Genomic DNA, 21851 nt, shown 5'->3' with positions numbered 1-21851 from the left:
TATTGTCCATGGAATGGGAACTGATTCTGACACTGGTGTTCTTTGCTTTTTGCGCAGGAACAATTGATGCCGCCGTAGGCGGAGGTGGGCTGATTCAGATTCCCGCATTGATGGGTGCTTTACCACAGACAGCGCCAGCTACCTTATTTGGAACCAATAAGCTGGCATCCATTTTTGGGACAGGCTCTGCTGCATTTTCATTTGTACGTCGGGTGAAATTGCAGTGGTCGCTGTTGGGCGTGATTGCGCTGTTTGCCTTTATTAGCTCCTTTATTGGTGCAGCATGTGTATCATTGATTCCGACACATATCTTAAGACCGATTGTCTTGATTATGCTGATTGTGATTGCGATTTATACCTTCGCCAAAAAGCAGTTTGGGCAAGTCCATGTCGATCAACAGATCACGCCAAAGTTATTGGTACTGGCTGCAATGGGTAGTGTAGCCATTGGTTTCTATGATGGTATTTTTGGCCCGGGTACGGGCAGTTTCTTTATTTTCTTTTTTATTCGTTTTCTACAGGTCGATTTTTTACATGCTTCGGCATTGGCAAAGATTGGCAATTTAATGACCAATCTGGCGGCATTAAGCTTCTTCATTCCAACTGGTCATGTGCTGTTTGAACTAGGCTTGATGATGGCGGTTGCTAATATTGCAGGCTCATTATTGGGCGTACGCTTGGCTTTAAAATATGGCAGTGGTTTTATCCGTATTTTATTCCTGATTTTGGTGAGTATCTTGATTTGCCGTTTGGGATATCAGATTTTGAGTGGAACATCGTAAATATTTTAATAAATAAAAGCTTAAACCCTTTGATATTACAGCGATTGCTGAAAATCATTAACTTCAGGTTAATAACCAGCGCTGTAGGTTGATTGATCAAAATTTCATAAAGCGCTTTTATAGATTCAGAATAAAACTGTGATCTATAGGTAAGCACACATGGAAGGCTCAGTTCAGAATAAAGAACGGTTATGGATAAAGCGGCGTCATGCTAAACAGCTAAAGCTGGATATGGCAAACCAATATACCGATGGTGTGGTCATTCCAACTCAAGACATTATTAAAGTCTTGGAAACATTGATTACACCGGGCGACAGAGTTGTACTCGAAGGCAATAATCAAAAACAGGCAGATTTTCTCTCGCGTTCTTTAGCACAAACCAATCCAGATGTTTTGCATGATCTGCATATGATCATGCCAAGCGTTGGCCGTTCCGAACATCTCGATCTATTTGAAAAAGGCATTGCACGAAAACTGGATTTTTCTTTTGCTGGCCCACAGAGTTTACGCATTAGCCAGCTCATTGAAGATGGCTTATTGGAAGTCGGTGCGATTCATACTTATATCGAACTATATTCGCGTTTGGTGGTCGACCTTATTCCAAATGTGGTGCTCTCGGCAGGCTTTATGGCAGACCGTCAAGGCAATATCTATACAGGGCCAAGTACCGAAGATTCTCCTGCACTCATTGAGCCAGCAGCCTTTAGCGACGGCATTGTGATTGTTCAGGTGAATGAACTGGTCGATGATGTTTCAGAGTTACCACGTGTCGATATTCCTGCCTCTTGGGTTGATTATGTGGTTGTGGCAGACCAGCCATTTTACATCGAACCGTTATTTACTCGTGACCCAAAACACATTAAGCCTGTGCATGTGCTTATGGCGATGATGGCAATTCGCGGAATTTATGAAAAGCATAATGTGCAATCTTTAAATCATGGCATTGGTTTTAACACTGCGGCGATTGAACTGATTTTGCCGACCTATGGCGAGTCTTTAGGTTTAAAAGGAAAAATTTGCCGAAACTGGACATTGAATCCGCATCCAACCTTAATTCCAGCAATTGAAACGGGTTGGGTTGAAAGTGTGCATTGTTTTGGTACCGAACTCGGTATGGAAAAATATGTTGCAGCTCGTCCCGATGTTTTCTTTACAGGTCGTGATGGCGCGTTACGTTCCAACCGCATGATGTGTCAGCTCGCAGGTCAATACGCCGTTGATTTATTTATTGGCGCAACGTTGCAGGTTGATGGCATGGGCCATTCTTCGACTGTTACCAAAGGGCGTTTAGCGGGTTTCGGTGGTGCACCGAATATGGGGCATGATCCACGTGGACGTCGTCACGATACGCCAGCATGGCTTGATATGCGTTTGCAAGGTGCCAATGAAACAGAAACCTATTTGGCACGTGGTAAAAAGTTAGTTGTTCAAATGGTTGAAACCTTCCAAGAGGGTGGTAAGCCGACTTTTGTAGAGCGTCTTGATGCGATTGATGTGGCTAAAACGGCAGGTCTACCTTTAGCACCGATCATGATTTATGGCGATGACGTCACTCATCTACTGACTGAAGAAGGCATTGCTTATCTATATAAAGCAAGCAGCCAAGAAGAGCGTCAAGCCATGATTGCTGCTGTGGCAGGCGTGACCAGTATTGGTTTAAGCCAAGACCCTAAAACGACAGCGCGTTTAAGACGTGAAGGTCTGGTGGTATTTCCTGAGGATTTAGGCATTCGCCGCACCGATGCCACACGTGAGCTATTAGCTGCGAAAAATATTGCCGACTTGGTGACATGGTCAGATGGTCTATATCAACCCCCTGCAAAATTCAGGAGTTGGTAATGATGGCACAAGTTCAATATCAAACACTTAGCGATAGTCAGCTTTTGGCAGATATGGCGGTCGAGGCTTTGATTGATGAAGTGAATCTAACACCAAAACCAGCCTTGGTTGATCGCCGTGGTAGCGGTGCACATGATGACCTGACTTTGGAATTAATGGAGCGCTCTGCAAAAAGTTTACAGCCCATGTTCGAGACGATGGCCCAAGCCGCAGTGCATCATGGAAAAGTTTGTTTAGCTTTGCGTGAAGACATTGGTGAAATTGGCCGCCAAGGTGAAAAAACCATGATGTTGGCAACAGATAGTGTCAACACACACCGCGGTGCAATTTGGGCCTTGGGTTTAATGGTGACGGCGGCACCATTGGCACGCACTAATCAACAATATTTATCGGCTGTTGAGCTATGTCAGTTAGCAGGTCGGATTGCCCAGCTTGAAGATCGTTTTATTCCAGAGCAAGCCTTGAGTCATGGTCAGCAGGTACAGAAGAAATTAGGCATCTTAGGCGCCAAAGAACAGGCTCAACAAGGTTTTCCAACGATTGTGAATTTTGGTTTAAAGCAGCTTTATCAAAGTCGCAATAAACCTATGAAAGAAGAGTTTGCTCGTCTAGATGCCTTGCTTGCCATGATGACTGATCTGACCGATACCTGCGTGCTTTATCGCTCGGGCATATCGGGTTTAAAGCGTATGCAGCAAGGGGCAAAGCAAGTACTGGATTTGGGCGGCAGCTCAAGCTTGGAAGGCCGACGTGCTTTGCATCTTTTAGAGATTGATCTGCTTCGTATGAACGCTTCTGCCGGCGGTGCTGCAGATTTGTTGGCAGCAACCTTGTTTATAGATCGTGTTGAGCAGTCAACTTTAAAAAATAAAGAGGGATTTTGATGATGGAAACACTTCATTTTGAGTTTGTTGCGACAGAGCCACCTGTAAAAAAAGCATTGGTTGGGTGTGTGGGCTCGGGTGATTTAGAAATTTTGATGGAACCTGGCGAGAAAGGGAAAGCTTCTATTCATGTCATCACTTCGGTAGATGGTAGTGCGGCACGTTGGCACAATCTGTTTGAACGAATTTTTACTGCACAAACACCGCCAGCGGTCAAAATTGATATTCATGACTTTGGTGCAACCCCCGGTGTGGTTCGCTTACGTCTGGAACAAGCATTAGAGGAGATTGCGCATGACTGATATCGAGAGCTTGTTAAATAAACAGGATTTTATTGAACTCAGCGCAAGGGAACGTGCCAAAGCATTGTTAGATAAAGGCACTTTTCGAGAGTTGCTTGATCCGTTTGCACGCGTCATGTCACCTTGGCTGATTCGGCAGAATATTGTCCCGCAAGCCGATGATGGCGTGGTGATTGCAAAAGGTTCTATTCAAGAACAGCCAGTAGTTTTAATTTCAATTGAAGGCTTATTCCAAGGTGGAAGCTTGGGTGAAGTCGGTGGTGCCAAAATTGCGGGCGCTTTAGAGCTTGCGGTTGAAGATAATCTTAAGGGTATTCCTACTGCTGCAATTTTACTGTTAGAGACGGGTGGCGTTCGCTTACAAGAGGCAAATCTGGGTTTGGCTGCAATTGCTGAAATTCAGGCCGCAATTTTGAATTTACGTCAGTATCAACCCGTGATTGCTGTGGTTGCTGGGAGTGTCGGGTGCTTTGGTGGTATGTCAATTGCTGCTGGATTATGCAGTTATATTGTGATGACGCAAGAAGGCAGATTGGGGCTTAATGGCCCACAAGTGATTGAGCAGGAAGCAGGCATACAAGAATATAACGCCAAAGATCGTCCATTTATTTGGAGTATTACAGGTGGTAATCAGCGCTTCGCCAGTGGTTTGGCCGATGCTTATGTGGATGATGACCGCAATATAATCCGTCAACAAGTGATTGATTATTTGCAACAAGGTTTGCCTCATCAACATCGCAGTTCAAATTACGCATTCTATTTAGCGCAGCTACAACAAGTCGATACTGCCGAGCAAATTACTCCAGCACAGGTTCAGGCTTTGTATCAAGGAGAGCAAGCATGAATATCGCCGTTGATACATTAAAAGCATCTACTCGAGGTGCAGATTGGTTTAAGGCTTTTACGCAAGATTTTAAGGTAGTTGAAGGCTTTCCTGCTTCTGTTTTGGTTGCGGATGGTCAGATCGGTCAACAAGCACTACGGGTAATTGCTGTTGTTCCAGATAGTAATAATCTGTTCCCGCGTGCAAGACAAGGTGAAGTTGGATTGCTGGAAGGTTGGAGTTTGGCAAAGGCGGTCGATGACGTGATTCAGACTGATGCAAATGCTGAAACGAAACGCGGTATTTTATGTCTGGTGGATGTTCCAAGTCAGGCTTATGGACGCCGTGAAGAATTGCTGGGTATCCATCAAGCTTTAGCGGGTGCCGTAGATCGCTATGCCAGAGCCAGATTAGCAGGACATCCTATTGTCAGTTTATTGGTTGGTAAGTCAATGTCGGGTGCTTTCTTGGCGCATGGTTACCAAGCCAATCGTATTATTGCCTTAAAAGATTCAGGTGTTATGGTGCATGCAATGGGTAAAGAATCTGCTGCACGCGTTACTTTGCGGTCGGTTGATGAGTTAGAGCAATTGGCATCAAGCATTCCTCCAATGGCCTATGACATTGAGAGCTATGCAACGCTTGGTTTGTTGTCTCAACTTTTATCGGTTGAGAATCCAGAGCAACCAACAGTGAATGATCTTTCATTGGCAAAGCTGGCTGTAGAACAAGCATTTAAAGAGATTCATGCTGAGCCGTCCAGAGGGCTGGAACAAAGACTTCACGGACAAAATCGTCAGATGTCTAAACAGGTGCGTGAATTATTGCGTGAGCAATGGTCATGAAACTTGAGCTGGAAGCCCATGATTTACTGTGGGGCATGACGGTCAGTTGTTTGGCTGATGATGCTCCGCTTTGGGTGAAAGAGGTTTTGCTACGAGGCGATCCTGTTGTCGTTCGACGGGCAATGACCTCTGTAGATCAGGTCGCGGTGGGTGTAAGAGGGCAATTCCGTCATCAACGATATGCAACGCAAATGCCACGATCTGCCATTACAAGACAGCTTAAACCCGAAGCACTGACTCAAGTAAATACCAGTCACTTTAAACACTTGGCAGAACGTTTACAGAGCATTTCTAACATCATGAAAAGTTTTTCAGGGTATTGGGGATATACAGGAAGTTTCGGTTTTGAACTGGCAACAGGCATTGAAACCGTCACTCAGCACAGCGATATCGATTTGTTGATTCGAGCCGAACAGCCTTTTGCCAAAAATCAGGCGATTGAGCTACTCGAAGATTTTCAGCAAGCAGGGCTGAATGTAGATATACAGCTACAACTGCCAAAAGGTGGTCTGGCGTTAAAAGAGTGGGCTGGGAATCGTGTAAAAGTTTTATTGAAGCGTCCTGATGGTGCTGTTTTAGTAGAAAACCCATGGAATTAGGGAATAGATATCATGGCTTCGATTTGGGTATATCCAGGACAGGGAGTGCAAAGAAGCAATATGCTGCACGACCTGCCACAAACGGCTCTGGTTAAAGAATACCTTGAGCGTGCATCGGATGCACTTAAAGAAGATGTCTTGTTGTTGGACAGCTCGGCTGCATTGCAATCGACACGTTCAGTACAGCTATGTTTACTGATTTCAGGTGTGTTGAGTTCAGCGCTATTAACGGCTGAAAAATTAATGCCTGATTATGTCGCGGGTCTATCGATTGGTGCTTGGTCGGCAGCAGTTGTAGCAGGCGTTTTAGCCTATGAAGATGCTGTTCGTTTGGTTGCCTATCGTGGTGAACTTATGCAAAACGCCTATCCAACAGGATATGGCATGACCGCATTAATAGGTACAGATCGCACATCTGTTGAGAAGTGGGTGAAACAAGTTTATGAAATAACGCCACAGGTTTTTGTCGCCAATATTAATGCACATAACCAGATCGTTATTTCAGGTCGCTTTGAGGCCATGAACCAAGTTGCAGTTTTGGCGAAGCAACAAGGCGTTGTGGCAAAAAAATTAGATGTATCGGTGCCATCGCACTGTGAATTATTAAGTCAGCAAGCAAAGCAACTTGCAGTGTCTATGGAGGGAGTGACTTTAAAGCAGCCTAAAATACGTTATTTAAGTGGTACAACGGCGCGTACACTTGGCAGGCCAGAACAGATTGGTGATGACTTGGCTTTTAATATGAGTCGCACTGTAGATTGGGAAAGCACTATTCAGGCGGCATGGGAACGAGGTGTCAGATTACAGATTGAAGCTTTACCGGGAACGGTACTGACGACACTTGCACGTCGAACTTTTCAAGAAGGAACTGTATTGTCATTTCAGGGAACGCGTATAGATAGCATTCGAATGGCAATGCAAAAAGAACAGGAAAATCAGATTTCTATGGGAATATGATTTAAAAAATTTAAGTAATCCAAGGATATGAGGGATTTACAATGATTATATATGGAACAGCAATTTTAGCGATTTGCCATTTACTCGGTGATTATCTTGGCAATACCTTAGGTGTCCTTATCGGGGTAAAAGCCAATGTGGGTGGTGTTGCCATCTCTATGATTCTTTTGATTCTCGCTAAAGAATTATTAGCAAAAAAAGGTTATTTACCACAGGTGACACAGTTTGGAATCTTATATTGGTCTGGCATGTATATTCCAATTGTGGTAGCGATGTCGGCAGGGCAAAATGTGGTTGCAGCGTTATCTGGCGGTATGTTGGGACTGATCGTTTCTATTACTTCCCTGATTGGGACGGTGCTGGTTATTCGCCATTTAAATCGATTAAGTGGTGATTATGAAACCTATGAATGGACAATAGAAGGCACTGAAAAAGCAGCATAAATAATCCTCACGATAATGAATAACAAAAGGACTTAAACAATGGACGAGTTAATTACGGTATTTACAAAAAATGCTTTGGTGACTGCACTTGCGGTCACAGGTTTGATGATGTTTGTATCCCATCTGCTGTCAAAATATTTGACCAAAGGAAAACTGCAAAGCTCGGCAATCGCCATTACTTTAGGACTTGTGGTGGCGTATTTTGCAGGCGTCTATACACAAGGTACAAAAGGAATTTCTGATATTGCTATTTTCTCTGGCTTTGCACTGTTGGGTGGTGCAATGATCCGTGATCTGGCAATTGCATCGACTGCATTTGAAGTGGATGTTAAAGAAGTCAAAAAAGCAGGAAAAATTGGCCTGATTGCACTCACGCTTGGCTGTATTGTTCCTTTTGTAATTGGTGTAATGGTTGCATGGGTTATGGGATATCGAGATCCGATTTCCATGACAACGATTGGCGCAGGCGCTATGACTTATATTGTGGGTCCAATCACAGGAACAGCCATTGGTGCAAGTTCCGATGTGATCGCGCTTTCTATTGCAATAGGCCTGATCAAATCGGTGTTCTTTATGGTCGGTACACCACTCCTTGCAAAATTCATGTATCTAAAAAGTCCACGTTCAGCCATGGTCTTTGGTGGGCTGGCTGGCACAACCAGTGGTACAGCCGCAGGATTGGCAGGTACAGATGTCCGATTAGTTCCTTATGGTGCATTGGTGGCAACCTTTTATACAGGTCTTGGCTGTTTACTTGGCCCGTCTGTCTTTTTTCTCACGGTAAATGCAATTTTCGGATAACTAATCAAGCATGAATATTTGCAACTTATTCATTTGTTATAAGTTGCTTATCATTCATTTCTGCACATGAGAAGCAAACATACGGCACTCTGCAATTAATGCCAGTAAATTGGGATCACGTTCCTTACTTTTTAGAAATACCAGCCCAATTTCCTGTTGCAGATGGTATTGCTGTTTTAAAGGAATGAGCTTAACCGAGCTTTCATATACCGCAGAAATACGACCGGGCAAAAGCGCAAAACCAACGCCTGAGCTAACCATACTGATTAAAGTAAAAATATCATTGAGTTGTAAGGCAACTTTAGGTGAAAAACCAGCTTTTTTAAAAATGAAATCACTGTCATTATGGGTGGCAAAGCCCTGAGTTAAAGTCAAAAAGGTCTCTTCTTTGAGTAGACTGAGATCAATTTCCTCAAAATCAGCATATTTAGAGTCTTTATTTACCGCTAAAAAAATATCATCACAGAACATCGGCAAAATTTCAAAGTCATCATCTTGTGTTGTTTCATTGAGTGCCACAATAATGGCATCAAGTTCCGTCGTTTTAAGCTTTTTCACCAGATCCTGATTGGAACTAAGAAGTAATTGAATATCGAGTTCACTACGTCTTAATTTAAGTCCGCTAATCACATTAGGAATCGTCTTTACGGTTAAAGAATAAAGAGAACCTAAATGTAGAACTTTGGCTGCAAAGCCCGCAGCTTCTCTGGTTTTATTTACCGTAATAAAAATATCCTGTACGATTTTTTGCGCACGTTCTTCAAATACATAAGCGCTCTTTAATGGAATTAAATTACGACCTTCATTTTTAAAAAGTGGACAACGTAGGGCACTTTCCAGTGAGTGTAAGGCTTTATGAACACTGACATTGCTGAGCTGCATTTCAGTTGCTGTTTTGGAAAGATTTCCACAGCGCATAAAAGCGAGGAAGATTTGTATTTTTTTAAGGGTGAGCTCTTCATCAATTTCCATATCAATCTCCAGTTCCTAATGACTTTCCTTAAAAAATTATGTCTTCCCTCCACGCAACGTGACACCAATCGACGCGACCATAATACAAGCCAAAGCCACCCATTGAATCAGGCTAATTCGCTCATGTAACAATACCAGACCTGCTAAAGCTGCAAGTGCAGGCGCAAGACTGGAAAGCGTCCCATAACTGAGTTTGCTGAGACGTTTCAGTGCCATTAAATCCAGTGCATAAGGTATCGCTGTTGCCAATAGGGCAATGACCATTGCTTTGCCCCAATATTGGGTGTCCAGAAGTACAGGAGCATTATTCCATAGACCAAAAGGCAGTAAGGTCAGGGCGGATAAACCAATCGCAATGGTCAGCGCATGCATGCCGATATTTTGCTGTACCACACGATGTCCATAATAAATATACAGTGCCCAGAAGAAACCTGCACTCAATGCACATGCCGCACCGATATAGGAAAAATGTTGCGCATTGGCATCATGCCACGGCACCATTAAAGCAATACCTAAAATCGCAAATGCGACCCAAATATAGTCACTGCGCTGTTTAATCGAGAGTAGCGCCAAACCGAGCGGGCCAATAAATTCCAGACCAACAGCAATTCCTTGAGGAAGCTTGCCTAAAGAGGTATAGAACAGAATATTCATACAGCATAAGGCAGCGCTATAACACAGTAAATCACGCCATTTGAGTTCTTTTAATTTGGAAATGATTTTCCATGAACGAAACATGACTGCAACCAGAATGGTGGCAAAACACAGTCTTAAAATCGTCACTGTGAGTGGATCGAGTGTGGCAATCAATTGCTTGGCGAATGAAGCACTGATTTGATAAGACAACATGGACAAAACCATGTACAACACAGCGACTAACTGGAGATTTTTCATGGGAGATATCCGAGGCGCTGGTTATTGCTATTTTTGAGATGGAATAACATTTTCTATTTCACCTCTTTTTGCTGTCGAGCATGTTGTGTGGTAAAGGTACAGCCAATCGAAGCAATGATAATCGTACCCAAAGCAAGCCACTGATTCCAAAGTAACATTTCACCCAGAAAGATAAAGCCTGAGAGGGCAGCCACTGCGGGTTCCAGACTCATCAATGTGCCGAAGCTAAGCGGAGTTAAACTGCGCAAGGCGATCATTTCTAAGGTAAAGGGTAAGGCACTGGCGAGTATCGCAAGCCCGATAAAATAATATAAATTTGGCAGTTCAAAGACCCGATCGATTGCCCCTGAAAAGAGTGCAAAAGGCAGTAAGCAGAGCATACCAATCGACATGCCTAAGCAGACGGTGTGGTTACCGGAAATGCCCGAAGGCTTTTGCCCCGCAATAATATACAGCGCCCAACACGCACCCGCACTCACGGCAAAGAATACCCCAACGAGATCCAGACCTTGTTGTGCTTGCTGTAATGGAAACAATAAGACCAGACCTAAAATGGCACAGCCGACCCAAATAAAATCGTATTTTTGGCGAGCATGATAGAGCGCCACACTTAAGGGGCCGATAAATTCAAAGGCAACAGCTAAACCTAGAGGTAAGCGTTCAAGCGATAAATAGAACAGGGCATTCATCCCTGCAAGGGCGACGCCATAAGTCAGAATGGCTTTCCAGCGAACCACTTTGAAATTAATGGTCCAGATCTTAAAAATAATGGCCAGAATGATTGCACCAAAAAACAGGCGCATGGCAGAGACGGTCAGCACAGGAAAGCTTTGAAACAGGACTTTGGCTAAAGAACCACTGCCTTGTACACATAACATGGCAATCATCAGGAGCAATAAAGCATGCAGAGGTGTTTTCAGTACAGGGTTCGACATCTTATTTTTTTACATTCAGTATAATATTCACATAATAATTCAAATGCCCATAAAAAAGCCACAGCATCAACTGTGGCTTTTTCTGGATTGCTCTAAGACAGAGATTAGAACAATACGCGAACGCGGATGGTACCTTCAACGTGGTTCAATGTATCAAGCGCTTCTTGAGACGCAGATGCATCAACATCCATCACCAAGTAACCGATATCACCTTTGGTCATTAAAGACTGACCAGAGATGTTGATCCCTTGTTCAGCAAATAATGTATTGATCTTCGATAACACACCCGGAACGTTTTTATGGATGTGAAGCAAACGGTGCTGACCATCAGAAAGTGGCAATGCGATTTCTGGGAAGTTCACCGCAGAAAGCGTCATACCTTTGTCTGAATAAGCAACGAATTTTTCAGCAACTTCTAAACCGATGTTTGCTTGCGCTTCCATCGTTGAACCACCCACGTGCGGGGTTAAGATCACATTGTCTAAGCCACGGAGTGGAGACAGAAATTCTTCGCCATTTGCTTTTGGTTCTTTCGGGAATACGTCAACCGCTGCACCAGCGATGTGGCCTGATTTGATTGCGTCAGCCAAGTCTTCGATCACAACACAAGTACCACGTGCTGCGTTCAAGAAGATTGAGCCTTTTTTCATTTTCGCGAACTGTTCTTTCTTGAAGAAGTTACGCGTAGATGGAACATCTGGAACGTGTAAAGTCACCACATCCGCAGTTTCTAAAAGTTCATCTAAAGAGCCAACTTGACGTGCATTACCTAATGGTAATTTAGTCACAGCATCAAAGTAGATGACTTTCATACCTAAGCTTTCTGCCAATACAGAAAGTTGTGAACCGATCGAGCCGTAACCGACGATACCCAAAGTCTTACCACGAGTTTCAAACGAACCCACCGCAGCTTTATTCCAACCGCCCGCATGTGTATCTTTCGATTTTTCAGGTACACGACGAAGCAACAGAATCGTTTCAGCAAGAACCAATTCTGCAACCGAACGTGTATTTGAATACGGTGCATTGAAAACTGGGATACCACGAGACATTGCCGCTTTTAAATCGACTTGGTTTGTACCAATACAGAAACAGCCAACCGCGATCAGTTTGTTCGCGGCTGCAAAGATTTCTTCAGTCAATTGTGTACGGGAACGAATACCAATGAAGTGAGCGTCTTTAACAGCCTCTTTCAAAGCTTCGCCTTCAAGCGCAGTTTTGTGGTAATCGATGTTGGTATAACCCGCTGCATTTAAGGTATCGATGGCATTTTGATGCACACCTTCTAACAGAAGGAAACGGATTTTGTCTTTAGGTAGTGATAGATGTTGGCTCATTACGGCTCCGCTACAAAGGCCAAAATTTAGTTGCAGTACTATAGCATACAGCTTTGAGATATAAATATTTCGTTTAAAATTACCGCATCAGAATTGATGATAATTTTTCAGTTAAGAGTGAATTTTATTGGTTAAACACATTTTGTTATCACAGTATCTTTAACCTACGCTTTATCCCATGCCTGCTTCTATGTAAAATGCAGGTATCTGATAGTCAAACCTGAAACCATCAGGTTTGCGCTGTTCTGCCGAGTTTCTATATGTTGGATACGACAATTTAAAATATTGAAAAATATTATATTGTTATCCAGACGCTCTATCTTTACTTCTTGCTAGGCCTGTAAACGATGAATGCTTCAGTCGCTTTAACACCTGAGTTATTGACCCAATTAACGGCAATTGTGGGTGAAAACCGTATTAAAACCGATGCCGACAGTTTGGAAAATTGGGGACGTGATCACACTAAACATTTTGATCCGAACCCATCAGTCATCGTTTTCCCTTCAAGCACTGAACAAGTGCAGGCCATTGTTAAACTTGCCAACCAGTTTAATGTTGCAATTACCCCATCAGGCGGTCGTACCGGCCTTTCTGCGGGCGCGGTCGCAACCAATGGCGAGATTGTAATTAGCTTTGACAAGATGAACCAGATTCTTGAATTTTACCCAGCGGATCGCATGGTCCGTGTTCAAGCAGGTGTGGTGACTGAGCAATTACAGAATTATGCCGAAGAACAAGGCATGTATTATCCAGTGGATTTTGCATCAGCAGGCTCAAGCCAGATTGGCGGTAATATCGGGACCAATGCGGGCGGTATTAAAGTCATTAAATACGGCATGACCCGTAACTGGGTACTTGGCTTGACAGTCGTTACAGGTAAAGGTGATGTCCTGCGTTTAAACAAAGGCATGATTAAGAATGCGACGGGTTATTCGCTTCAGCATTTATTTATTGGCGGCGAAGGCACATTGGGCTTGGTTACTGAAGCTGAAATCAAGCTTGAGCGTCAGCCACAGAACTTACAGGTACTGGTTCTCGGTGTGCCTGATTTTGATGCAGTAATGCCTGTATTACATGCTTTCCAGAAAGATATCGACTTAACAGCATTTGAGTTCTTTGGTGAACTTGCGATGCAAAAGGTACTCGACCGCGGTCATGTACAACGTCCATTTGAAACACAATGCCCGTTCTACGTATTGCTTGAGTTTGAAGCGCCGTATGAGCCGATTGTCGACAAGGCAATGGAAATCTTTGAGCATTGTATGGAGCAAGGTTGGGTGCTTGATGGCGTTATGAGCCAGAGCCTTGATCAGGTCGAAAGCTTATGGCGTTTACGCGAAGATATTTCTGAATCAATCGCGCCGTTTATTCCATACAAAAATGACATTTCAGTATTAATTACCCACGTACCTGCATTTATTCGTGAGATTGATACAATTGTTCAAGATAACTATCCTGACTTTGAAATCTGCTGGTTTGGTCATATCGGTGATGGTAATTTACACTTAAATATTCTAAAACCTGAAAACTTGACCAAAGATGAGTTCTTTGCGAAGTGTCAGGTAGTGAATAAATATGTATTTGATACCGTGAAAAAATATGATGGTTCAATCTCTGCCGAGCACGGTGTGGGTATGACCAAGAAGCCGTATTTAGAGTATTCACGTTCGCCTGAAGAAATTGAATATATGAAAGCATTGAAGTTGGCGTTCGACCCGAAAGGGATTATGAACCCAGGTAAATTATTTGATCTTTAATGCTTGATTAGATAAAAGAAGTTCTGCTAAAAGCGTATCGAAAGATGCGCTTTTTTTGAGAATTTATATCAGTGAATATTCTAATTGTCGGCAATGGTTTCGATTTATCTCATTACTTACCAACTAAATATGATCATTTTATGGTTGCTATGGGGGCGATAGAAAATTGGGATGAACAGAAAGGAGAAATGGGCTTTGATGATCTATTTGGTTCTTTGTATGAAAAAGAGAATTATTTTTTTAAATATACGAAGGCAATTTATCAAACAGGTGAAATAAAGATATCAGTTGAAAAAATTAATAATATCAAAGCACAATTAAAGAAAAATGTTTGGTATCAATACTTTTCTGATCATATGCGAGAAGTGAGAACTTGGATTGATTTTGAAGAGAAAATAAATAAGGCTTTAGTTATTCTAATTGAATTTATAGATAAAATTTCTATTTATTTATCTAAATCTAATGCAATTGATCTTGATTTCTATAGTCTGAAAAAAGTTTTTAAAAAATATGAAATAGAAGTTCAAGAAAATGAGTTAGATATTGCTACAATTTTTAAAATTTTTGATGAGAAAATAGTAAAAGAGGAGATTGATCCAGATCTTGAACTTTTCCATGATCAAAAAGATTCAATTTCTAGGTATATTGAATTCAATAAAATTAATATAAGTTGTATCCGTAAGGAACATGTGGGATTTTCTTACTTTAATACAGAAAATTTCATAAATGAACTTTATAATATGCTGAATAAATTAATTTCCATTTTTGATTTTTATTTGCAATATATTGTAGATTCTATGTTATTGTCTAATGATGATTGTTTTGTAAGAGGGCATAGAAATTATTATAGTGAAATTTATTCTTTTAATTATACGAGTACATACAAGAAATATTATAATAAATCTCAGAGTATTGATTATTTGCATGGAAAGCTAGGTAGGGGTCAAAATATAGTTTTAGGTGTTTCAGACTTAAATGGTAATATTTTAAGTAAGTATAAAATTTATGGTTTTACTAAATATCATCAGAAATTATTGAAAGATACTGATTATTTATTTTTAGATGGTTTTAAGAATAAAATTAGCCTTCATAAAAACAAAATTGAATATTTTGAAAAAGACTTTGGTCATTTAGACCCCATTAGAAGAAAGTTTGAACGACAACAATTGATGGAGGTAGATAGTAAACTTGACTTAAATATATATATTTGGGGGCATTCACTAGATGTTTCAGATAAAGATTATATTATTGATTTATTTTGTTTAAATGATGATATGGATAGAAACGTTAGAATTATAGTTTATTACTTTGATAAAAATGCAAAATTTTCACTTTTGAATAATTTATTAGCTATTTTAGGTAAAGATAAAGTTGAACTTTGGATGAAGAAGGGCTGGTTAAAGTTCGAGTCTAATCCTAATCTTGTAGAAATTAATAAGATTCAACCAGTTGATTTACCTAAATATGGCTAAATTTTTTTAAAGCAACTTATCTTATGAATGGCTTTAGACGGAGTTGTTTTTTATACGTTTTGTACCCCATCAAAATATAAAAACGATCAGTAAGCATCCCTTACTGATCGCTTGTAGTTTAGATACCACTTTCCAGAATACGAATTTTCACATCCGCAACATGGTCTTTGGTTGCTTCAAAATGCTGCTGCATATGCGCAGTTTGCATGTGAGCTTCCAAATGAGCGGTACTTTGCCATTTCTCTAACATGACAATGGTATTCTCATCAGTGGCCTGCATCTCAATCGCAGGCAGGTGATCAATCAAGGCTTCATAGCCATGACAGCCGTCTTCTGCAAGCACAGTTGGCGTCACTTTTTTAAATGCATCTAAAACTGCTTGACGATGCTCAGCACCTGCATGGGTACGGATTTCAGCAATAATAATTAGCATGATATGTTCTCACTTAAGGTGCTGCAAACAATTGATCTAAATGCGCTTTGTAGGCTTCAAGATAGCTTGGTACATTGGGTGCCTTGATGACATCATTGACGATAAATGTAGGTAGAGATTCCATGCCCAAGAATTGATTAGCTTTGTGAAAAGGCAAATAAACGCCATCCACACCAACGCCATGGAAGAACTGGTCTGGATCGGTAAAGGCTTCCATCGGTGCATTCCATGTTAAAGACAACATGTACTTTTTACCCTGAATTAAACCACCAGAACCATACTTTTTAGATGCATCTGAACGGCTACGACCATCGCTGGCATACAGTGAACCATGACCAATAGTAAAAATATCATCAATATATTTTTTCATGGTCCATGGCGCACCCATCCACCAGCCTGGCATTTGATAGATCACTACATCTGCCCATAAATATTTGGCAATCTCGGCTTGAATGTCATAGTCACTGTCGGTGCGTGTCACCTGTACGTTGTGACCTAAGTTTTTTAAATGTGCTTCGGAAAACTCGGTTAAGGTATCATTCAATTCGCCATTTGAGTGTTCAAACTGTTTGGCACCATTAATAATTAAAATATTGCTCATGGGAGGACTCAGGAATAAATCTCTAAAAATATGGACGCATTTTAGAAAATCTATTCATGAGTAAAAATGCATAAATGAGCAAAATACTATTGATCAAAAATCAAAAATCAAAAATCAAGAATGGAGTTATTCGGTTTTTGATTTTCTGGCTTTATACCAACGACGGATCATCCATAAGATTGCAATCGCAAGATAAAGCGGCCAGAGCATGACTAACCAGATGATGGTTTCTCTTAAGCCATAGAGTCCAACTTTTATAGCTTCCCAAATTCGGCTGAGTAAAGGATCGCTGTCTAAAGTTGCAATGCGATTGATATTGAGATCATGGGTTTTACGTACTTGCGCTTGCTGGAAAAACTCAATTCGAATGGTGCTATAAGCCAAACGGTCTTTGACTTCCAGATTCGTCAGTTGCTGTAGTTGATTGTTCACAGCATTCGAAGCGCTGTTACTCTGATTGGCTGTATTGAGTTTTTCTTCAAGCAATTTTAATTCATAACGTTTGGCTTCATAGGTCTGGCTATTAAAGTTCAACATGAGTGGCAATAACTGATTCAGGAATGGCGTGACCTGTTCATTGGGAATGCGGACTGTGAGTTGTACAGTCGGGGTGATTTTTTCGTAGATGTCGACACTACCATCGATACGGTCTCGTTCCGACCGATCACTGACTTGATAATTAATCTGTTTTTCTTCGATATAGCCCTTGTATTGCGATAGCTGTTGCTCAAGCGCAGAGGTAGTTTTTAATACATTTTTGACTTCAAATTGGAGTTGGGCACTTTTCACCAGTTGACGATTTTGCTCCAACGCATTTTGTTGCTGACTTACCAGTTGTTCAGGATTTTTCGCGGCATTTTCCTGTACCGCTTCGCTATCGAGTGCAACACTCTCAGTCGCAACAGCAGCCTCATTTGCAGCGTTATCTGGATGTTTTGAACAGGCAACCAAGCTGCTGCCCAGTATTAAAATAACAGTTAATTTTTTAGTTAAATCTGACATCTCTGTATGCCTAAATTGTTGTGATATTAAGGTTATAAAATCAGTATCTTCGATTTATTTGTTTATTTATAAAGGGATTGCTGAATCCAACAAATCCTTGCACGCCATAACATTTTGTTGCTTGGCAATGCTGTTTTGTATAGTAGCATAAATGAGCAATGTGAAGTGGAGGGGGCAAAATGTATAAAATGGCAATGCTGTTGGGATGTGCTTTATTGCTGAGCGCATGTAATCAACCGATCACCGAATCGCAACAACAGGCGGCGGTTCAAAAAAGTACGGCCATGCATGCTGTTTTGCTGGATCAGCCGAATTTATTTCACGATGAAAATAATCTAAAGATAGATCAGCAATTTAATACGGCAGAAAATCCTACCGATGCACAGATTACGGTTGAACAGGCACAATTGGATGATTCTGTCGTGGCTGTGCGTACAGAGTATCAATTAAAGCGTGATCAGGATGTCTGGAAAATTGTGAATAAGAAGCAAAGTTATCAATGTGCCAGAGGCGAAAATACGGAAACCTTCCAGTTTGAGTTATGCCCATAATTATCGGGAATCTATTGTCCAGTCTAAAATCTATGCAAAAATGTGGATAACTTTTAGGTTATTCACATTGTCAAAATCCCTGTGGAAGATGGATTAAAATTGCTGTCATTTTAAAAAAGTGCTAAAGTTGCGCCTGGCGATTTAGCCAAAAGGTAAAAACATTTACCAGTCTCACGTAAATAGATTGTTTTTCTTATATACACCTAGTGAATACGGTGTTTTCACATTTATCACATGCTTTTTTATAGCATGAAATCAAAATTTAAATCTAAACCATAAAATCTCGTGGTCGTGATCCTGTTTTCTTTTTTTGAAAATGGGACGGGCGCTAGTTGGTTATTTTTGTGAATAAAACATGATGACAAATAATCAGAACATGACGTTAAACCGTATAACGCTCATGTTTCCTTTAGCTTTAGTGCTATTTGAATTTTCGGTTTATATCGGTAATGACTTGATTCAGCCAGCCATGCTGGCCATTACAGAACAGTTTGCTGTGAGTGCAACTTGGGCGCCATCGTCAATGTCATTCTATCTGTTGGGTGGTGCCAGTGTGGCATGGTTACTTGGCCCACTTTCGGATCGGCTTGGACGTAAAAAAGTATTACTGGCAGGCGTGGCTTTCTTTACGATCTGCTGTTTACTGATTTTGCTGACGCATAATATCGAGCAGTTTTTAACATTACGTTTCCTGCAAGGGATTGGTTTATCTGTGATTTCAGCAGTGGGTTATGCTGCGATTCAGGAAACCTTTGAAGAGCGTGATGCCATCAAAGTCATGGCATTGATGGCCAATATTTCTTTGCTTGCACCTTTGCTTGGGCCTGTACTGGGTGCATTCCTGATTGATTATGTCTCGTGGCATTGGGGCTTTGTCGCCATTGCGGCGGTGTCTTTCATCAGTTGGTTTGGTTTAAAGAAATTTATGCCAGCTACACAGGAAAGTCGAAAACAACCGAAACAGCCATTTAGCTATATTTTTGATGACTTTAAAAAAGTGTTTAGCAATCGCCGTTTCCTTGGATTAAGCATTGCTTTACCTTTGGTTGGTATGCCGTTAATGCTCTGGATTGCTTTGTCACCGATCATTCTGGTGGATGAGTTGAAGCTTAGCAGTGTGCAATATGGCTTGGCCCAATTCCCAGTGTTCTTTGGCCTGATTATCGGTAATGTCATCCTGATCAAGATTATTGACCGTTTCCCTTTAGGTAAAACCATTTTAATGGGCTTGCCGATTATGTTACTGGGAACGCTATTCTTGGTGCTGGGGGTGATCTGGCAAGATTATCTGGTGCCATGTTTATTGATTGGCATGACATTGGTGAGTTTAGGTGAGGGAATCAGTTTCTCTGTGATGTATCGCTTTGCCTTAATGTCATCTGAAGTGTCAAAAGGCACGGTTGCAGCGGCGGTTTCGATGCTGATGATGGTCAGTTATTTTGTCATTATTGAACTGGTACGGGTGCTGTATACCCATGTGCATATCTGGGCTTTTGCATTGGCGAGTGTGCTGCTGATCGCTTTCTGGTTTGCACAACCTCGGAAAGTATTAAAACAGGTCATGCTGGAACGTAAAGCAGAAGGCATCAACTAATAAAAAAGCTGAGATCAATGTCTCAGCTTTTTTTATACTGCTCAAAACAACAGCAAAACTGTGGATATCTTTTTAGATACCCACAGTTGGTAAATTATTTAATCACACCACAGGCAATACGATCTCCGCCACCGCCTAAAGGTTTCGGTGAGTCAGAATAATTATCACCACCGACATGGACCATGATTGCCCGACCTTGAATATCAGCCAGTTTCAAACGTGGTGCGATCACAGGGGTGGTTGCAAAGCCTTTTGCATCGACGACCAGTACGGGTAGGTCACCCAAATGGCCATCTTCCGGTGTGCCATGATGCGGCGCATTATTTGGATTTAAATGACTTCCAGCCGCGAGTGCCGCACCCATTTTGCCATCTTTCATTGCCGCTTCACACGAGCCATTTTCATGGATGTGGAAACCATGTTCACCTGGAGAAAGCTTGCCGAGAGCTGGCGTGATTAACAGGCCTTTTGGGGTTTCCTGAAAAGCCACTGTACCAATTGAAGAGCCAACACCTTTGGCATCGACCTGATAGACTTGTACCAGTTGTTTTTGTTCTTGCGTGGTGGATTGGGTCTGGATTTTAGATGCATTGTGATCTAAATCAGCAGAGGAACAGGCAGCAATACTTAAGCCTAGACAGCTCAGTAAAGAGAGTTTTTGAATCGTAGAAGTCATTGCGAAGATATCCTTATAAATTATCTTTATTTGACGATTCAAACAAAGTCAGGGATATCCCGCAAGTAACATTAATCAATTAATGACAAAAAGTTAAACAAAACAAACCTATTTGTTCTCAGGCGGCACATCCAGTGTGGCAACTGGTTCTTCGACATTTTCATGCAACCATTCACGCCAGATCGCTAGCAGAATCGCCAGAATCACAGGGCCAATGAATAAACCGACTAAACCAAAGCTGGCAATCCCGCCCAGTACACCAAACATGATCAGGATAAATGGAATCTGGGTGGCACCTGAAATGACCAATGGACGAATTACATTATCCGAACTGCTGACAATCAATACGCCCCACAGAACCACCCCAATTGCTTCCATGGTCTGGCCTTGTGCAAATAGCCACAGACCGACACCCAGATAGGAAACTGGCGTACCAAAAGGTATCAGGGCAAGGATAAAAGTCACCATAGTGAGCAGCATTGGGTTCGGCACACCCGCCACAAAGTAGCTCAGACCAGCCAATAAGGCTTGCGCCACTGCTGTTAAACCGACGCCATAGACTACCGCGCGGGTTGTTTCTGAAATAGTGTCGAGATAATGATGCACACGTGGCCCAATCACCATTTCCAAGGCACGGCTAACCTGAGACAGGATCATTTGTCCATCACGGTAGAAGAAGAACAGGGTCATGATTGCAAAAGTGAGTTTAACCAGATTTCGGCTAATTTCACTGAGAACAAAACGTCCATAACTCAAGTGGCTTTGAATCCATTCCGCAATATTCTTGGTAATGCTATTGGGATCATTACTCAGTTCATTAATGGTGCGGCTGATGTCTTTACCAATAATCGGCAGGTTCTTAATAAAGTCAGGAATCTGGATATGACCTGAGAACAGTTGACGCTGTAAATTAAAATATAAATTGCGCCCTTCCAACTGCAACATAAAGATGGCAAAGATGAACGGAATCCCGATCACTAAAATCACCAGTGTGATCATCAGTGTGGCATTTAAGGTTGGACGGTTTTCACCAAAGAAACGACGCTGTACCCATAAATACACAGGCCAGGTCATATAAGCAATAATGGCAGCCCAAAGCACAGGGACAATAAAGTATTTGAGAATACTGAATCCCAAAAAGAGCAGGACAAAGAACAGTCCAAATAGCAAAACGCGTTGTAATATGGGAGCGTATTGTTGCACAAGCGTCCGTCTCTAATCGTAAAAGTTGAATAAAATCATATTAACTGAAAAATGGGCACAGTAAAATTTCATTCGGTAATTTCACGTTTAAATCTTTTAGGGCAATAAAAGCCTAGAGTTTAAAATGTCATCCCTATACTTTTTTAGCT

Annotated in this window: 23 protein-coding genes; 14 read left to right on the top strand and 9 right to left on the bottom strand. The window is 41.7% G+C overall.

What is annotated here, in order from left to right; translation table 11 throughout:
• Nucleotides 1-8 precede the first annotated feature (8 nt).
• From IEV36_RS07485 to madM, 10 genes are all read left to right on the top strand, one after another.
• Nucleotides 9-782 carry a sulfite exporter TauE/SafE family protein gene (locus IEV36_RS07485; RefSeq protein ID WP_005259934.1) on the top strand — a complete coding sequence of 258 codons (774 nt, stop codon included), beginning with the start codon at nt 9-11 and terminating at the stop codon, nt 780-782.
• Between the two features lie 159 nt (nt 783-941).
• Nucleotides 942-2621: a malonate decarboxylase subunit alpha gene (gene mdcA, locus IEV36_RS07480; RefSeq protein ID WP_005259932.1), complete on the top strand. Its 1680-nt coding sequence runs from the start codon at nt 942-944 to the stop codon at nt 2619-2621.
• Nucleotides 2621-3505, top strand: a complete 885-nt coding sequence (locus IEV36_RS07475) for a triphosphoribosyl-dephospho-CoA synthase (protein WP_005259930.1) — start codon at nt 2621-2623, stop codon at nt 3503-3505. Before mdcA ends, IEV36_RS07475 begins: the two co-directional genes overlap by 1 nt.
• 2 nt (nt 3506-3507) lie before the next feature.
• The gene (locus IEV36_RS07470; RefSeq protein WP_005259928.1) at nt 3508-3807 is read left to right on the top strand and encodes a malonate decarboxylase subunit delta; all 300 of its coding nucleotides are present in this window, start codon (nt 3508-3510) and stop codon (nt 3805-3807) included.
• Nucleotides 3800-4651, top strand: a complete 852-nt coding sequence (locus tag IEV36_RS07465; protein ID WP_005259926.1) for a biotin-independent malonate decarboxylase subunit beta — start codon at nt 3800-3802, stop codon at nt 4649-4651. Before IEV36_RS07470 ends, IEV36_RS07465 begins: the two co-directional genes overlap by 8 nt.
• On the top strand, nt 4648-5475 hold the full coding sequence (gene mdcE / locus IEV36_RS07460) for a biotin-independent malonate decarboxylase subunit gamma (protein WP_005259924.1): 828 nt from the start codon (nt 4648-4650) through the stop codon (nt 5473-5475). Before IEV36_RS07465 ends, mdcE begins: the two co-directional genes overlap by 4 nt.
• Nucleotides 5466-6074, top strand: a complete 609-nt coding sequence (locus IEV36_RS07455; protein WP_155757696.1) for a malonate decarboxylase holo-ACP synthase — start codon at nt 5466-5468, stop codon at nt 6072-6074. Before mdcE ends, IEV36_RS07455 begins: the two co-directional genes overlap by 10 nt.
• A gap of 12 nt (nt 6075-6086) precedes the next feature.
• A complete protein-coding gene (mdcH, locus tag IEV36_RS07450; protein WP_005259914.1) occupies nt 6087-7031 on the top strand; it encodes a malonate decarboxylase subunit epsilon in 945 nt (314 codons plus the stop codon).
• 41 nt (nt 7032-7072) lie between these two features.
• Nucleotides 7073-7474: a malonate transporter subunit MadL gene (madL, locus tag IEV36_RS07445; RefSeq protein WP_004657521.1), complete on the top strand. Its 402-nt coding sequence runs from the start codon at nt 7073-7075 to the stop codon at nt 7472-7474.
• Nucleotides 7475-7513: 39 nt separating this feature from the next.
• Complete coding sequence (madM, locus tag IEV36_RS07440; RefSeq protein ID WP_005259911.1) at nt 7514-8275, top strand: malonate transporter subunit MadM; 762 nt, start codon at nt 7514-7516, stop codon at nt 8273-8275.
• 54 nt (nt 8276-8329) lie between these two features.
• Here the strand turns inward: madM and IEV36_RS07435 are convergent, their stop codons facing one another.
• From IEV36_RS07435 to serA, 4 genes are all read right to left on the bottom strand, one after another.
• Nucleotides 8330-9247, bottom strand: coding sequence for a LysR family transcriptional regulator (locus IEV36_RS07435; protein WP_004775986.1), 918 nt, complete (start codon nt 9245-9247; stop codon nt 8330-8332).
• A 36-nt stretch (nt 9248-9283) separates the two neighbouring features.
• Nucleotides 9284-10141, bottom strand: a complete 858-nt coding sequence (locus tag IEV36_RS07430) for an EamA family transporter (protein ID WP_005259904.1) — start codon at nt 10139-10141, stop codon at nt 9284-9286.
• 53 nt (nt 10142-10194) lie between these two features.
• Nucleotides 10195-11076 carry an EamA family transporter gene (locus IEV36_RS07425; RefSeq protein WP_005259903.1) on the bottom strand — a complete coding sequence of 294 codons (882 nt, stop codon included), beginning with the start codon at nt 11074-11076 and terminating at the stop codon, nt 10195-10197.
• 104 nt (nt 11077-11180) lie between these two features.
• Nucleotides 11181-12413: a phosphoglycerate dehydrogenase gene (gene serA, locus IEV36_RS07420; protein WP_004775983.1), complete on the bottom strand. Its 1233-nt coding sequence runs from the start codon at nt 12411-12413 to the stop codon at nt 11181-11183.
• 347 nt (nt 12414-12760) lie between these two features.
• Here serA and IEV36_RS07415 point away from each other — a divergent pair, with 347 nt between their 5' ends.
• Together IEV36_RS07415 and IEV36_RS07410 are read left to right on the top strand one after the other, a co-directional pair.
• The gene (locus tag IEV36_RS07415) at nt 12761-14170 is read left to right on the top strand and encodes a D-2-hydroxyglutarate dehydrogenase (RefSeq protein WP_004775981.1); all 1410 of its coding nucleotides are present in this window, start codon (nt 12761-12763) and stop codon (nt 14168-14170) included.
• Between the two features lie 71 nt (nt 14171-14241).
• Nucleotides 14242-15642, top strand: a complete 1401-nt coding sequence (locus tag IEV36_RS07410; protein ID WP_005259902.1) for an AbiH family protein — start codon at nt 14242-14244, stop codon at nt 15640-15642.
• Between the two features lie 118 nt (nt 15643-15760).
• Here IEV36_RS07410 and IEV36_RS07405 read toward each other — a convergent pair whose 3' ends face one another.
• The 3 genes from IEV36_RS07405 to IEV36_RS07395 all read right to left on the bottom strand — a co-directional run bounded on the left by IEV36_RS07405 (nt 15761) and on the right by IEV36_RS07395 (nt 17678).
• Nucleotides 15761-16075: a putative quinol monooxygenase gene (locus tag IEV36_RS07405; protein WP_005259901.1), complete on the bottom strand. Its 315-nt coding sequence runs from the start codon at nt 16073-16075 to the stop codon at nt 15761-15763.
• Nucleotides 16076-16088: 13 nt separating this feature from the next.
• Nucleotides 16089-16676: an NAD(P)H-dependent oxidoreductase gene (locus tag IEV36_RS07400; RefSeq protein ID WP_005259900.1), complete on the bottom strand. Its 588-nt coding sequence runs from the start codon at nt 16674-16676 to the stop codon at nt 16089-16091.
• Between the two features lie 126 nt (nt 16677-16802).
• On the bottom strand, nt 16803-17678 hold the full coding sequence (locus IEV36_RS07395) for a DUF4349 domain-containing protein (protein WP_005259899.1): 876 nt from the start codon (nt 17676-17678) through the stop codon (nt 16803-16805).
• A gap of 179 nt (nt 17679-17857) precedes the next feature.
• Between IEV36_RS07395 and IEV36_RS07390 the strand changes: the two genes are divergently transcribed.
• Both IEV36_RS07390 and craA read left to right on the top strand, forming a co-directional pair.
• Nucleotides 17858-18229 carry a hypothetical protein gene (locus tag IEV36_RS07390; RefSeq protein ID WP_005259888.1) on the top strand — a complete coding sequence of 124 codons (372 nt, stop codon included), beginning with the start codon at nt 17858-17860 and terminating at the stop codon, nt 18227-18229.
• 358 nt (nt 18230-18587) lie between these two features.
• Nucleotides 18588-19823: a chloramphenicol efflux MFS transporter CraA gene (gene craA, locus IEV36_RS07385; protein WP_373869379.1), complete on the top strand. Its 1236-nt coding sequence runs from the start codon at nt 18588-18590 to the stop codon at nt 19821-19823.
• Between the two features lie 94 nt (nt 19824-19917).
• Here the strand turns inward: craA and sodC are convergent, their stop codons facing one another.
• Together sodC and IEV36_RS07375 are read right to left on the bottom strand one after the other, a co-directional pair.
• A complete protein-coding gene (gene sodC, locus IEV36_RS07380) occupies nt 19918-20499 on the bottom strand; it encodes a superoxide dismutase family protein (RefSeq protein ID WP_005259883.1) in 582 nt (193 codons plus the stop codon).
• 108 nt (nt 20500-20607) lie between these two features.
• Nucleotides 20608-21702 carry an AI-2E family transporter gene (locus tag IEV36_RS07375; RefSeq protein WP_005259880.1) on the bottom strand — a complete coding sequence of 365 codons (1095 nt, stop codon included), beginning with the start codon at nt 21700-21702 and terminating at the stop codon, nt 20608-20610.
• Between the last annotated feature and the right edge of the window lie 149 nt (nt 21703-21851).

The sequence above is a fragment of the Acinetobacter vivianii genome (assembly GCF_014635885.1).
GTDB lineage: Bacteria > Pseudomonadota > Gammaproteobacteria > Pseudomonadales > Moraxellaceae > Acinetobacter > Acinetobacter vivianii.
Note: the sequence above shows the minus strand (reverse complement) of the source record. Positions and strands in the feature narration are given on the sequence as shown.

Coding starts and splice junctions, on each gene's coding strand:
- IEV36_RS07415 (WP_004775981.1), top strand. CDS start 12,761: ATGAATGCTTCAGTCGCTTTAACACCTGAGTTATTGACCCAATTAACG.
- IEV36_RS07400 (WP_005259900.1), bottom strand. CDS start 16,676: ATGAGCAATATTTTAATTATTAATGGTGCCAAACAGTTTGAACACTCA.
- craA (WP_373869379.1), top strand. CDS start 18,588: ATGACAAATAATCAGAACATGACGTTAAACCGTATAACGCTCATGTTT.
- mdcA (WP_005259932.1), top strand. CDS start 942: ATGGAAGGCTCAGTTCAGAATAAAGAACGGTTATGGATAAAGCGGCGT.
- serA (WP_004775983.1), bottom strand. CDS start 12,413: ATGAGCCAACATCTATCACTACCTAAAGACAAAATCCGTTTCCTTCTG.
- IEV36_RS07470 (WP_005259928.1), top strand. CDS start 3,508: ATGGAAACACTTCATTTTGAGTTTGTTGCGACAGAGCCACCTGTAAAA.
- IEV36_RS07425 (WP_005259903.1), bottom strand. CDS start 11,076: ATGTCGAACCCTGTACTGAAAACACCTCTGCATGCTTTATTGCTCCTG.
- IEV36_RS07455 (WP_155757696.1), top strand. CDS start 5,466: ATGGTCATGAAACTTGAGCTGGAAGCCCATGATTTACTGTGGGGCATG.
- mdcE (WP_005259924.1), top strand. CDS start 4,648: ATGAATATCGCCGTTGATACATTAAAAGCATCTACTCGAGGTGCAGAT.
- IEV36_RS07430 (WP_005259904.1), bottom strand. CDS start 10,141: ATGAAAAATCTCCAGTTAGTCGCTGTGTTGTACATGGTTTTGTCCATG.
- IEV36_RS07390 (WP_005259888.1), top strand. CDS start 17,858: ATGTATAAAATGGCAATGCTGTTGGGATGTGCTTTATTGCTGAGCGCA.
- IEV36_RS07405 (WP_005259901.1), bottom strand. CDS start 16,075: ATGCTAATTATTATTGCTGAAATCCGTACCCATGCAGGTGCTGAGCAT.
- mdcH (WP_005259914.1), top strand. CDS start 6,087: ATGGCTTCGATTTGGGTATATCCAGGACAGGGAGTGCAAAGAAGCAAT.
- madM (WP_005259911.1), top strand. CDS start 7,514: ATGGACGAGTTAATTACGGTATTTACAAAAAATGCTTTGGTGACTGCA.
- sodC (WP_005259883.1), bottom strand. CDS start 20,499: ATGACTTCTACGATTCAAAAACTCTCTTTACTGAGCTGTCTAGGCTTA.
- IEV36_RS07465 (WP_005259926.1), top strand. CDS start 3,800: ATGACTGATATCGAGAGCTTGTTAAATAAACAGGATTTTATTGAACTC.
- IEV36_RS07475 (WP_005259930.1), top strand. CDS start 2,621: ATGATGGCACAAGTTCAATATCAAACACTTAGCGATAGTCAGCTTTTG.
- IEV36_RS07485 (WP_005259934.1), top strand. CDS start 9: ATGGAATGGGAACTGATTCTGACACTGGTGTTCTTTGCTTTTTGCGCA.
- madL (WP_004657521.1), top strand. CDS start 7,073: ATGATTATATATGGAACAGCAATTTTAGCGATTTGCCATTTACTCGGT.
- IEV36_RS07435 (WP_004775986.1), bottom strand. CDS start 9,247: ATGGAAATTGATGAAGAGCTCACCCTTAAAAAAATACAAATCTTCCTC.
- IEV36_RS07395 (WP_005259899.1), bottom strand. CDS start 17,678: ATGTCAGATTTAACTAAAAAATTAACTGTTATTTTAATACTGGGCAGC.